Annotated in this window: 11 protein-coding genes and 1 pseudogene; 7 read left to right on the top strand and 5 right to left on the bottom strand. The window is 69.1% G+C overall.

Annotated features, from left to right (window positions below; all coding sequences use genetic code 11):
• The 3 genes and pseudogenes from K8V84_RS12125 to K8V84_RS12115 all read left to right on the top strand — a co-directional run.
• Positions 1–465: pseudogene (locus tag K8V84_RS12125) on the top strand (TetR/AcrR family transcriptional regulator); the annotation flags it as partial.
• A gap of 25 nt (positions 466–490) precedes the next feature.
• Complete coding sequence (locus tag K8V84_RS12120) at positions 491–1,399, top strand: ABC transporter ATP-binding protein (RefSeq protein ID WP_304074231.1); 909 nt, start codon at positions 491–493, stop codon at positions 1,397–1,399.
• Positions 1,396–2,991 carry an anibiotic ABC transporter efflux pump gene (locus tag K8V84_RS12115; protein WP_304074230.1) on the top strand — a complete coding sequence of 532 codons (1,596 nt, stop codon included), beginning with the start codon at positions 1,396–1,398 and terminating at the stop codon, positions 2,989–2,991. The genes K8V84_RS12120 and K8V84_RS12115 overlap by 4 nt, the downstream gene beginning before the upstream one ends.
• Positions 2,992–3,022: 31 nt before the next feature.
• Here K8V84_RS12115 and K8V84_RS12110 read toward each other — a convergent pair whose 3' ends face one another.
• Both K8V84_RS12110 and K8V84_RS12105 read right to left on the bottom strand, forming a co-directional pair.
• Positions 3,023–3,349, bottom strand: coding sequence for a transcriptional regulator (locus K8V84_RS12110; protein ID WP_304074228.1), 327 nt, complete (start codon positions 3,347–3,349; stop codon positions 3,023–3,025).
• Between the two features lie 2 nt (positions 3,350–3,351).
• Positions 3,352–3,987, bottom strand: coding sequence for a hypothetical protein (locus tag K8V84_RS12105; protein WP_304074226.1), 636 nt, complete (start codon positions 3,985–3,987; stop codon positions 3,352–3,354).
• A gap of 119 nt (positions 3,988–4,106) precedes the next feature.
• On the opposite strand from K8V84_RS12105, the gene K8V84_RS12100 reads away from it, so the two are divergent.
• The gene (locus K8V84_RS12100) at positions 4,107–4,961 is read left to right on the top strand and encodes an alpha/beta hydrolase (RefSeq protein WP_304074224.1); all 855 of its coding nucleotides are present in this window, start codon (positions 4,107–4,109) and stop codon (positions 4,959–4,961) included.
• Positions 4,962–4,981: 20 nt separating this feature from the next.
• Here the strand turns inward: K8V84_RS12100 and K8V84_RS12095 are convergent, their stop codons facing one another.
• Both K8V84_RS12095 and rlmN read right to left on the bottom strand, forming a co-directional pair.
• A complete protein-coding gene (locus tag K8V84_RS12095; protein ID WP_304074222.1) occupies positions 4,982–5,455 on the bottom strand; it encodes a hypothetical protein in 474 nt (157 codons plus the stop codon).
• A 7-nt stretch (positions 5,456–5,462) separates the two neighbouring features.
• Positions 5,463–6,560 carry a 23S rRNA (adenine(2503)-C(2))-methyltransferase RlmN gene (gene rlmN / locus K8V84_RS12090; protein WP_304074220.1) on the bottom strand — a complete coding sequence of 366 codons (1,098 nt, stop codon included), beginning with the start codon at positions 6,558–6,560 and terminating at the stop codon, positions 5,463–5,465.
• Positions 6,561–6,782: 222 nt separating this feature from the next.
• Here rlmN and K8V84_RS12085 point away from each other — a divergent pair, with 222 nt between their 5' ends.
• Entirely contained in the window at positions 6,783–7,868 is a 1,086-nt protein-coding gene (locus K8V84_RS12085) for a suppressor of fused domain protein (RefSeq protein WP_304074218.1), read from the top strand.
• Between the two features lie 98 nt (positions 7,869–7,966).
• Positions 7,967–9,205: an MFS transporter gene (locus tag K8V84_RS12080; RefSeq protein WP_304074216.1), complete on the top strand. Its 1,239-nt coding sequence runs from the start codon at positions 7,967–7,969 to the stop codon at positions 9,203–9,205.
• Here K8V84_RS12080 and K8V84_RS12075 read toward each other — a convergent pair.
• On the bottom strand, positions 9,188–9,589 hold the full coding sequence (locus K8V84_RS12075) for a BlaI/MecI/CopY family transcriptional regulator (RefSeq protein ID WP_304074215.1): 402 nt from the start codon (positions 9,587–9,589) through the stop codon (positions 9,188–9,190). The genes K8V84_RS12080 and K8V84_RS12075 overlap by 18 nt on opposite strands.
• Positions 9,590–10,125: 536 nt before the next feature.
• Between K8V84_RS12075 and K8V84_RS12070 the strand changes: the two genes are divergently transcribed.
• A partial coding sequence (locus K8V84_RS12070; RefSeq protein ID WP_304074213.1) for a multifunctional oxoglutarate decarboxylase/oxoglutarate dehydrogenase thiamine pyrophosphate-binding subunit/dihydrolipoyllysine-residue succinyltransferase subunit occupies positions 10,126–11,923 on the top strand: 1,798 nt, incomplete at its 3' end.

Below are 11,923 nucleotides of genomic sequence, written 5' to 3'. Positions count from 1 at the left end.
GTTCTCAGGCTCACCTCGGAGACCAAGAGCGAGGTCGTCACGCGGATGTCGGCGACCCACTTCCTCCAGCAGTTGGCCGAGGTGGACGGCTACGGAGACGTCTTCGGTTACCTGATGCGCTCGCTCCGGTCGGGTGGGCAGGTCGCGTCGGCCCTGTTCGAGCGCATGGTCCAGGACGTCGAGGCCTACCTGGCCGAGGGCGAGCGCGCGGGCACGATCAAGCCCAGCCGCGATCCGGCGGCCCGGGCGCGCTACGTCGTCTCCCTGTCGCTGGGTTCCCTGATGCTGCACACGACCATGCGACCCCAGGACGCCGACCGGGACCCTTCCACCGTTCTGCGCGAGTGGGTCGACGCCTACATGCTCCCGGCACTGGAGCTGTACACCGAAGGGCTGTTGCTGGACAGCACCTTCCTGGAGGCCTTCGTCGCCCACCGCGACGATCCCCCCGCCACCGACCACTGAGCACCGAACCGAATCGGAGCAGCCCATGTCACCACAGAACGCCATCGAAGTCGGCGGCCTCGACAAATCCTTCGGCCGATTCAAGGCCCTCGACGAGTTGGACCTGACCGTCCGCACCGGAGAGGTCGCCGGATTCCTGGGACCGAACGGGTCCGGCAAGTCCACCACCATCCGGGTCCTGCTCGGGCTGCTGCGCGCCGATTCCGGCAGCGTGCGCCTGCTCGGCGGCGACCCGTGGAAGGAGGCCGTCCACCTGCACCGACGGCTGGCCTACGTCCCCGGTGACGTGTCGCTGTGGCCCAACCTCACCGGAGGCCAGGCCATCGACCTTCTGGGACGGCTGCGCGGCGGGCTCGACGCCCGGCGCAAACGGGAGTTCCTGGAACGCTTCGAACTGGACCCGACGAAGAAGGCGCGCACCTACTCCAAGGGAAACCGGCAGAAGGTGGCACTGGTGGCGGCGCTGGCGTCCACGTCGGAGCTGCTGATCCTGGACGAGCCCACGTCGGGCCTGGACCCGCTCATGGAGGCGGTGTTCACCGAGTGCGTGCGGGAGGTCAAGGAGGCCGGTCGAACGGTCCTGCTGTCCAGCCACATCCTCTCCGAGGTGGAGAAGCTCTGCGACACGGTCACCATCATTCGCGGCGGCCGCACCGTGGAATCGGGGACCCTCTCCGAGCTGCGCCACCTGACCCGTTCGACGGTGCGGGCCGAGGTGGAGGGCGACGCGACCACGCTCAAGGACCTGACCGGCGTGCACGACCTGACCATCGACGGCGCCACGGTGTCCTTCGCCGTGGAACACGACCACATGGGCGCGGTGCTCCACGAACTCACGGCGCTGGGCGTGAGTTCCCTGGTGAGCAACCCGCCCTCCCTGGAGGAGTTGTTCCTGCGTCACTACGGCACCGGCGGCGAGGGGCAGCGGTCATGAGCGCGTTCACCGGGACCGGCACGCTGATCCGGTTCGCCCTGCTCCGTGACCGACTACGTATGTCGATCTGGGTCGTGGCCCTGGCCGGGCTGACAGCCGCCAGTGTCCCGGCCCTCGACGAGATCTTCTCCGACCATGCCGAACGTCAGGCGCGGGCCGCGCTGATGGACTCGCCCACCGGGATCGTGTTCGGCGGTCCCGGGTACGGCCTCGCCGACTACACGCTCGGCCCGATGCTGGTCAACGAACTGACCATGAGTCTGCTCATCGCGCTGGCGGTGATGAGCGTGTTGCACATGGTCCGGCACACCCGGGCCGAGGAGAGCGGGCGCGCCGAACTGCTGCGCGCCGGGGTGTTGGGGGCGAGCGCGCAGACCGCGGCGGCCCTGATCACCCTGGCCCTGGCCAACCTGCTCATCGGCGGGCTGATCACGGCCGCCATGGTGGCCTTCGAACTGCCCGTGGCGGACTCGATCGCCTACGGTCTGGGATCGGCGCTGGCCGGGATCTCGTTCGGGGCGATCGCGGCGGTGTGCGCCCAGGTGTCCGAACACGGCCGCTCCGCCTCGGGGCTCGCCTTCCTGGTCATCGGTGTGCTCTTCCTGTTCCGTGCGGTGGGCGACATGGCGGAGAAGGGCGGCAGTGCCCTGTCCTGGCTGTCACCGTTCGCGTGGGTACAGCAGACCCGGCCCTTCGACGAACTGCGCTGGGAGCCGCTGGCGCTGTACGGGGCCTTCGTCCTGGTGCTGTTCGTGGTGACCTACGCACTGGCCCGCCGCCGTGACGTGGGCGCCGGGTTGATCGCGGTCCGCCCCGGGCCGCCCGGCGCCGGAAGGCTGCTGCGCGGGGTGTTCACACTGCACTTGAACCAACAGCGCGGGGCGATCGTCGCCTGGGCGGCGGCGGTGCTCGCCTTCGGGTACGCCTTCGGAAGCCTGGTGACCGAGGTCGAGGGCATGCTGGACTCCGCGCCCGACCTGGCGGCCGTCCTGGGCGGCGACACCGACGACCTGGTCGACGGGTTCCTCGGGATGATCACCGTCTACGTGATCATGGCGGCCGCCGCGTACGGAGTGCTGTCGGTCTCGCGCGCCCGGGTGGAGGAGAACGCCGGGCGCGCGGAGCTGCTGCTGTCCACCGCGGTGGGGCGGATGCACTGGTTCGGTGCCGCTCTGGTCGTCGCGCTCGTGTCCACGGTGCTGATCACTCTGGCCGGCGGGCTGGGGCTGGGCCTGGGCGCGGCGGTGGCGTTGGAGGACGCCGAGTGGACGTGGCGGATGGTGGAGTCGATGCTCGCCCAACTGCCCGCCGCGCTGGTGTTCGGAGCGTTGGCGGCCCTGCTGCTGGGAGCCGCTCCACGGCTGCTGCCGCTGGTCTGGCTGTGGTTCGGGTACAGCCTGGTGACCACGATGATGGGCGGACTGTTCGAGTTCCCGGAGGAGGCCATGAACCTGAGCGCGTTCGAGATTTTGGCCAGGCCACCGATGGAGGGGTTCGAGACCGCGCCGTACCTGCTCTACCTGAGCACGGTGCTGGTGGCCGGGGTGGTGTCCTTGGCCGGGTTCCGAGAGCGCGACCTGGCCACCGCCTGACGGGCACCGACGCCTGGACCGCTTCCGGGGTTCACTCCCCGGGGGCGGTCCACTCGCGCGCGGCGTCGCGCAGCCGGGTCAGCCGTTCCCAGTGCTGGGCGACGGTGTCCCGCCCCATGGGGGTGAGACCGATGGTGGTGCGGGGGCGGCCACCGGTGCTCTTGGTGACGGTGACGATGCCGCCCCTCTCCAGCTTGGACAGGTGGCTGGAGAGGTTGCCCTTGGACAGTCCGGTGATGCGCTGGAGGAAGAGGAAGTCCGCGTGCTCACAGGACAACAACGCGCTGGTGATCGCCAGGCGCGAGGGTTCGTGCACCAGACGGTCGATCTCCGCCATGTCCTCGAAGGGCGTGCCCATGGTCAGTCCGTCCCGTTCTCGCTCACCGGGGTGAGGGTCCGCACCAGCGTACGGTGATCCAGTAGCCCGTTCACCACGAAGACGAGCCCGGCCACCAACGGAACCATCACCGGGTACTCCCACTCGACCGGGTGGACCCCCGAAGGTGTGATCGCCCCCAGCGGGAGCAGACTGAACGCCGGCACGAGTCCGGCTCCGGCCAGGTAGTGCCACCGGGCGCGCGGGTCGGAACAGCCGACCGCGGCCAGGCAGACGCCGAAGAAGACGCCAAAGGCCCACCCGCCCTGGAGACCGAGCACGTTGGCCACGCTCATCAGGACGACGTACCCGAAGAGCAGCAGCACGACCCACAAGACGCGCTTCGTGGTCCAGCGGGGGCGCACCTTCCCGAACCGACGCCGGTAGTAGCGCTGGGCGGCCATGAACAGGCCGGCGAGCAGGAGCATCCCGACCGGGACCAGGACCAAGGACAGACCGGCCCCCGAGAGCGGGGCGAAGGCCACCCAGATCATGAACAGGCCCAGCAGGGCCGTGTACAGCCCTTGGTGACCGCTGAAGTCAGCGGTGACCGCCCGGATCCTCTCCAGGCGGTCGATGTCGTACGGGGTGTGCGTTCGAACCCCCGGTTTGTACCGCAAACCTTTCTTCGACCGTACGCGGAGAAGGTTCGGTTTGCAACGCAAACCTCAGGGATGTTCCGCCGGGCAACGGGTATCCCGCACGACGAGGACCCCGCACTTCCCCGGAAGGAACCGCCGTGACCGGCACCGACGCCCGTTCCCCCACGACCCGCAGGAGACGCCTCTTGATCGTGTTCGCGGTGGTGGCCCTGGTACTCGTGGTCCTGGTGGGGCTCATGTGGGTGATGCAGCGTTCGGTGATCTACGTGCCCCTCACCGGCGACCCTCCGGCCGCTTCGGAGGTGATCGAGGGCGCCGAGGACGTACGCCTCCACACCGAGGACGGTCTCGAACTCGGCGGCTGGTTCGTTCCGCCCCGGGGTGAGGACCGCGAGGCGGCCGTACTGGTGACCAACGGCAACGCGGGCGACCGCGAGAGCCGGGCGCCCCTGGCCCGGGCGCTGGCGGCGGAAGGGTTCTCGGTGCTGCTGTTCGACTACCGCGGCTACGGCGACAACGAGGGTTCCCCCTCCGAAGAGGGGCTGGTCGCCGACGCCCGGGCCGCCGCCGACCACCTGGCCGAACGGGGGTTCGAGGCCGACCGCACGCTCTACTTCGGCGAGAGCCTGGGCGCGGCCGTGGCCACCGGCCTGGCCGTCGAACGTCCGCCCGCGGCGCTGTTCCTACGCTCCCCGTTCAGCTCCCTGGCCGACATGGGCGACCACCACTATCCGTTCCTGCCGGTGCGGCTGATGCTGTGGGATCGCTACCCGGTGACCGAACAGGTGGCGAGGGTGGAGGTCCCCACCAGCGTGGTGATCGGTGACGTCGACGCGATCGTCCCGGCCGAACAGAGCCATGCGGTCGCGGAGGCGAGCGCGCACCTGTTCGAGGAGGAGGTCCTGTCCGGGGCCGGCCACAACGACGCCGAGTTGATCCACGGCCCCGAGGTCATCGAGACGTTCGTCCGCCTGGCCGACCACGTCCTCTGACCGGTTTCACCACCGACGGCTCAGCCCGGAAGGTGGCTCAGGGCCCAGGCGGGGGCCAGGACCAGGATGAGGAAGCGGGCCAGGCGGGTGACGAAGGTGAGCACGCAGAACAGGACCAGGTTCATCCGCACCACACCGGCGAGGACCGAGACCACCATGAACGGCGGGATGCTCGCGAAGGAACTCAGGGCCAGCAACCCGGCCCCCCAGATCGGGCGGGCCTCGGCCTTGGCCCGCCAGTCGGCCATCCGAGTGGCCCACTTGCCCGGGGTGGCGGCCCTGCGCTTGAGCCAGGGGGCGGTGATCGTCCCCTTGCCCACGTAGTAGTAGGGGATCTTGCCGAGGGTCTGCCCCACCGCGGCGGCCACCGCCATCGCGACGAGGGCGCCGTCGTCCAGGGTGGCGACGGCGCCCAGCAGGTACACCTCGATGTTGAGGATCGGAACCAGCCCGCCCGCCGTGGCGACCACGAAGGCCAGGAGGGTCTCGATCACGTCGGCGCTACTTCTCGGCGGCGGCGAGCTGCCCGCAGGCCCCGTCGATCTCCTGGCCGCGGGTGTCGCGGACGGTGACGGAGACGCCGTGCGACTGCAGGCGACGCACGAACTCGCGCTCGTCCTCGGGACGCGATGCGGTCCACTTGGAACCCGGGGTGGGGTTGAGCGGGATGAGGTTGACGTGCACCAGGTGCCCCTTGAGGAGCTTGCCGAGCAGGTCGGCCCGCCAGGCCTGGTCGTTGATGTCCTTGATCAGGGCGTACTCGATGGACACGCGTCGGCCGGTGGTGCCGGCGTAGCGCCAGGCGGCGTCGAGGACCTCGCGGACCTTCCACCGGGTGTTGATCGGCACGAGTTCGTCGCGCAGCTCGTCGTCGGGGGCGTGCAGGGAGATCGCGAGGCGGACCTGCATCTTCTCGTCGATGAGCTTGTTGATCGCGGGGACCAGTCCGACGGTGGAGACGGTGACGCCTCGCTGGGAGATGCCCATGCCGTTGGGGACCGGGTCGGTGATCTGGCGGACGGTCTGCAGCACCCGCTTGTAGTTGGCCATGGGCTCGCCCATGCCCATGAACACGATGTTGCTGATCCGGCCCGGACCACCGGCGACCTCGCCGTCGGCCAGGTCACGGGCACTGGCGATCACCTGGTCGACGATCTCTCCGGTGGACAGGTTGCGGGTCAGGCCCGCCTGTCCGGTGGCGCAGAACGGGCAGTTCATGCCGCAACCGGCCTGGGAGGAGATGCACAGGGTGACGCGGTCGGGGTAGCGCATGAGCACCGACTCGAACATCACCCCGTCGAAGGCCTTCCACAGGGTCTTGCGGGTCATCCCGTTGTCGCAGGTGATGTGCCGGACCGGGGTGAGAAGGGTCGGCAGCAGTGCCTCGCCGAGCTTCTCCCGGGAGGCCTCCGGCAGGTCGGTCATCTTGGCCGTGTCCGATTCCAGGGCGCCGTAGTAGTGCTTGGCGATCTGTTTGGCGCGGAACGGCTTCTCCCCCAGCTCACGGACGACGTCCTGGCGCTCCTCCAGGGACAGGTCGGCCAGGTGCCGGGGCGGCTTGGCGCGGCGGGGTGCGACGAAAGTGAGCTCGGCGGGCATAAGTATCCGTAACGAGTGGAGTCGGTGGACTGCGCCCGGCGCGGAAGGGGTGTGGCGCCGCGGGTCGTTATACGACTTATACGCGGCTGCGGCATTGCTCCGCCTGTCAGGGCACTACCGTCGAGTCTACGCGCAGTGTGGACAGCCCGGACGGGTGCACGCCCCTTCGGTGACCACGACAACACGACCACCCCCTGGGTCGACACACACGTGGGAGAGCCGGTGACCGAGATCGACGTCCTGCTCGACGAGATCAGCCCGTACCAGAGCCGCCGCGTCGTCGTCGAATGCGATTCCCACACCACCGCCGCCTACCTGTTGGACGCCCGTGAGCGCATCCGCGTCCCGGTGTGGCTGGCCAACCACGAGAGCGCGCCGACCGAGGTGCAGCCCGGCGACCTGTACCAGGGGCGGGCCCCGCTGATGCCGGAGGCCTACACCAAGCACCCCCAGGGCCGCCCCCGGTTCGACCCGGACTCCCTGCGCGCGGTCTGGTTCGAGGAGGGCGACGGGGTGGCCCTGCTCGACGAGGAGGGCCTGCTGGCGGTCATCCCCGGTTGGGCGGACGCCGACAGCGGGCTGCCCGGGTACGCGCGTGAGGCGATCGGCCGCAGCGCGTACGCGTGGGAACTGGACTCGGTCAAGCGCCGGCTGTGGCCGCGGGTCGTGCACGCCGAGGCCTACTGGGACTGGCGTCGGGCCTCGGGCGCCTGGCGGAGCGTACAGCGTACGGTGCTCAGTCACCTGAACCGTCGGGTGGGCGAGGCCGGCCACTACTGGGACGTCTCCGACGGGCACCCGCCGTTGTTGCGCCTGTCGGAGCGACCGCCGACGAAGGAACGGCCGTTCACGGTCCTGTCGACGGTCGGCATGTGCGGGCAGCGGATGCCGACCCTGGACCGGTACATGGCCGACACCTCCCACCACGCCCGGGTGGAGTTGGCGCTGGCCACGACGTTGCCCGCGCACCACGCGGCGCGCATCTTCCGGTGGATCGGGGCGTTCCCCTGGAGGGCGGTCACCTGGTTCGGTACCGGCCACACGGTCAAGTGGCTGGACAACCCCGAGGACAAGGCGATGCGCCGGGGCGCGGGCGCCGTGCTGCTGTTGGAGGACCCGGCCCCCTTGGTCACCGACCCCGACCACCTGCCGCCGGACACCTCGGGGCTGACCTTCCAGGGAGACCCGGTGAAGTGGCTGTGGATCGTGCCGATCACCCGTCCCGAGCACCTGTTCGCCAAGGAACACGACAGCGCCACCCTGGTGGAGAAGCTCGCGGCCGAGGGTCGCAGCTGGGTCCTGGACTGAGGGCCCCGCCCACACGCGCGAAAACCGGTTGACCGCCCCTCCCTGTTCCACGAACATTCCCCGGTCGGGGCGATTCGAGGCGGGAACGGGTGCGAGGCATGGACCAGGCTCGGAACACCGGCCCGGGGCCGCGAACGGGGATCACCGCCCCGCTGCGGCACCCGAACTTCCGCGCGCTGGCGCTGGGCCGTGTCCTGATGATGTTCGGCAACGGCATGGCGAACGTGGCGTTGGCCTTCGCCGTGCTGGACGTGACCGGATCCCTCTCCCAGGTGGGTCTGGTGGTGGGCGCCCGGTCGGTGGCGAACGTGTCCCTACTGCTTTTGGGCGGGGTCATCGCCGACCGGCTGCCACGCTCCCTGGTGCTACGAGGGGCCTGTGTTCTCGCGGCGCTCTCCCAGGGGCTCCTGGCGACGACCCTGCTCACCGGGTCCGCCACCTTGCCGCTGATGATCGTGTTGAGCCTGGTGAACGGGGCCGCGGCCGCCGCCAACCTGCCCGCGGCCGCGGCGATCACCCCGCAGACCGTGCCGCACACGCTGCTGCGTCAGGCCAACGCGTTGGTCGGGATCGCCAAACAGCTGGGCATGTTCGCGGGGATGTCGATGGGCGGCGTCGCCGTGGGTCTGTTGGGTCCGGGGTGGGCCATCGCCGTGGACGCCGTGATGTTCGCCGCGGCCGGGGCCGCCTTCCTGTTCCTGCGGGTGTCGTCGGTGGTTCCGGCGGAGCGCGGCAACGTGCTCCGCGACCTGGTGGAGGGCTGGGGCGAGTTCGTGGCCCGGCCGTGGGTGTGGATCATCGTGCTGCAGTTCATGGTGGTCAACGCCGGTTGGTCGGCGACCACCGCGGTACTGGGCCCGGGGATCGCCGACGAGACCTTCGGGCGGACCACGTGGGGGCTGGTGATGGCGGCCAACAGCGTGGGGCTGCTGGTGGGCGGCGTCCTGGCCGCGCGTTGGCAGCCGCGAAGGGCGCTGTTCTACGGCACCGCCCTGGTCACCGTGCAGACCCTGCCGTTCTTCGTGCTGGCCGACCCGTCACCGATGGTGCCGTTGTTGTTCGCGGCGATGTTCGTGGGCGGGGTCGCGGTCGAGCAGTTCAGCGTGGCCTGGGAGGTGTCGGTACAGGAGAACATCCCGGCGGATCGGCTCTCCCGGGTGTACTCCTACGACGCGTTGGGATCGTTCGTGGCCATGCCCGTGGGGCAGGTCGCCATCGGGCCGCTCGCCGAGTCGATCGGCGCGGACCGGTCCTTGCTGATCGTCGCCGGGCTGACGATCATGGCGACGTCGGCGGCCGTCGCCGCGCCGAGCGTGCGTTCATTGCGTCGCCGGTGACCGGCGAGGCAGGGCGGAGCCGGTACGTCGGTCGCGGACCTGTCGGAACGCGTGGTAGAGCCGGACCATGTCCTCATCACTGAAGCGTTCGACGAAACGGAGCAGGGTGGCGCCGGGGTCGGGGCCGGTGCGCAGGACCTCGCCCATGACGCGCGCCGTGTACTCGGCGTGGGTCTCCCTGGGCCGGTAGGTCCAGGCCCGCCCGGCCTTCTCACGCTCCAACAGCCCCTTCTGGTGCAGGATGTTGGCGACGGTCATGACGGTCGTGTAGGCGAGGTCACGGTCGTAGACCATGCTCGCCCGGATGTCGCGGACCGCCAGCGGCCCCTCCGCGCGCCACAGGGCGGACATGATCGCCGCCTCCAGTTCCCCCAGGCCCCTCATGGGTCCCCCCTCGCCCCCGATGTTCCCGCCGTACGTAGGCGCATCGTAGGCAGGGCGATGGCGACACCGAGGAGGAATCGTGGAGAGCACGTAGATCCGTGCGTCCACGACCCCCGGCGCCTGCGTTTCACGGCCCGGAGCGCGACTCCCACCGTCGGCTCGGGAGTGCCCCCGGACAAGCCCATGGAAACGTGTGTCGCGTCACATTCTCATCGACCGAAGGCGGCCATGACGCCGTGAACCGAAAACCCCCACGGACAAGGACAAACGGGACACGATAGTCACACAAGGCAAGGCCGCGACCACGGAAAACCAGGGTTCGTGTGAAAGATTGTTAGCTATCTCCCAGTTTCAACAACCACAGTGTTCCCGTCCGGGAGGTCGGTACAAGTAGCCTTGTACGCGACGAGTGCCGGCCTGGTCAGACACTCCCCGCAGGGGGAGCGACTTCATGCTTCTTTGAGCCCGCCTAGCCGGCAGCCACCCGTCTTTCCTGAACATTCACAAGCGAGCAGCGGAAGTGGGCGATCTCCGCCGTGTCGTCTGAGGCGTCTCAACCCCTGACAGATTTCGGCCCGAACGAGTGGCTGGTCGAGGAGCTTTACCAGAAGTACCTCACCGACCCGAATTCGGTTGACAAGGCTTGGTGGAACTTCTTCGCGGACTACAAGCCCGCGGACACGGGCGGCGGGAAGGGTGGGGCCACTGCGACCGCTAAGACGCAGACCGAGAAGGCCCCCGCAGCCCCCGCACCGAAGAAGAAGCCCACTCCGGCCGCACCCAAGAACACCGACAGCGACGATGGGCTCCAGGTCGCGGAGGAGCGGCTGCGTGGCGCGGCCGCCCGTACCGCGACCAACATGGAATCCAGCCTGACCCTGCCCACCGCGACGAGCGTGCGCGCGGTGCCGGTCAAGCTGCTGTTCGACAACCGCATCGTCATCAACAACCATCTCCGACGCAGCCGCGGTGGGAAGATCTCCTTCACCCACCTCATCGGCTACGCCATGGTCAAGGCGCTCGAGTCGATGCCGGAGATGAACCACTCCTACACGGAGGTCAACGGTAAGCCCGGCGTCGCCAAGCCCGAACACGTGAACTTCGGTCTGGCGATCGACCTCCCCAAGCCCGACGGCTCCCGTCAGCTGGTCGTGCCCTCCATCAAGAAGTCCGACCAGATGGACTTCGCCGAGTTCTGGAGCGGCTACGAGGACCTGGTCCGCAAGGCCCGCAACAACAAGCTGGCCGTGCCGGACTTCCAGGGCACCACGATCAGTCTGACCAACCCGGGCGGTATCGGCACCGTGCACTCCGTGCCGCGTCTGATGCCCGGCCAGGGCACCATCCTCGCGGTCGGTGCCATGGAGTACCCGGCCGAGTTCCAGGGCGCCTCCCAGGACACCCTGAGCGAGCTGGGCATCAGCAAGGTCATGACGATCACGTCGACCTACGACCACCGGATCATCCAGGGCGCCCAGTCGGGCGAGTTCCTGCGCCGGATCCACCAGCTGCTGCTGGGCGAGGACGGTTTCTACGACGAGATCTTCAACGCCCTGCGGATCCCCTACGAGCCGGTCCGCTGGGTCCAGGACATCCACGTCAACCCGGCCACCCAGCTCGACAAGACCACCCGGGTCCAGGAGCTGATCCACGCCTACCGCGTGCGCGGCCACCTCATGGCCGACACCAACCCGCTCACCCACGAGCAGCGCAAGCACCCGGACCTGGACGTGCTGGAGCACGGCCTGACCCTCTGGGACCTGGACCGCGAGTTCCCCACCGGGGGCTTCGGCGGCAAGCAGGTCATGAAGCTTCGCGATGTCCTGGGCGTGCTGCGCGACACCTACTGCCGCACGGTGGGTATCGAGTACATGCACATCCAGAGCCCGGAGGAGCGGGAGTGGATCCAGTCGCACGTCGAGCGCGAGCACGAGAAGCTCGACCGTGACGAGCAGCTGCACATCCTGCACCGGCTCAACAGCGCGGAGGCCTTCGAGACCTTCCTGCAGACCAAGTACGTGGGTCAGAAGCGCTTCTCCCTCGAGGGTGGGGAGTCGCTGATCCCGCTGCTGGACGGTGTGATCTCCAAGGCCGCCAAGGCCGAACTGGACGAGGCCGTCATCGGCATGGCCCACCGTGGTCGCCTGAACGTGCTGGCCAACATCTGTGGCAAGTCCTACGGGCAGATCTTCGGTGAGTTCGAGGGCAACCTCGACCCGCGCAGCGCGCACGGCTCCGGTGACGTCAAGTACCACCTGGGCACCGAGGGGGTCTTCGAGACCCGCGAGGGCGACAAGATCCAGATCTCGCTGGCCGCCAACCCGTCCCACCTGG

Source organism: Nocardiopsis listeri, from assembly GCF_020741345.1.
Lineage (GTDB): Bacteria > Actinomycetota > Actinomycetes > Streptosporangiales > Streptosporangiaceae > Nocardiopsis > Nocardiopsis listeri_A.
This window is presented reverse-complemented; position numbering and strand designations above follow the sequence as displayed.

Bases quoted from the DNA above. Each gene is read 5' to 3' on its own strand.
- K8V84_RS12120 (WP_304074231.1), top strand. From the start codon at position 491: ATGTCACCACAGAACGCCATCGAAGTCGGCGGCCTCGACAAATCCTTC.
- K8V84_RS12115 (WP_304074230.1), top strand. From the start codon at position 1,396: ATGAGCGCGTTCACCGGGACCGGCACGCTGATCCGGTTCGCCCTGCTC.
- K8V84_RS12110 (WP_304074228.1), bottom strand. From the start codon at position 3,349: ATGGGCACGCCCTTCGAGGACATGGCGGAGATCGACCGTCTGGTGCAC.
- rlmN (WP_304074220.1), bottom strand. From the start codon at position 6,560: ATGCCCGCCGAGCTCACTTTCGTCGCACCCCGCCGCGCCAAGCCGCCC.
- K8V84_RS12080 (WP_304074216.1), top strand. From the start codon at position 7,967: ATGGACCAGGCTCGGAACACCGGCCCGGGGCCGCGAACGGGGATCACC.
- K8V84_RS12075 (WP_304074215.1), bottom strand. From the start codon at position 9,589: ATGAGGGGCCTGGGGGAACTGGAGGCGGCGATCATGTCCGCCCTGTGG.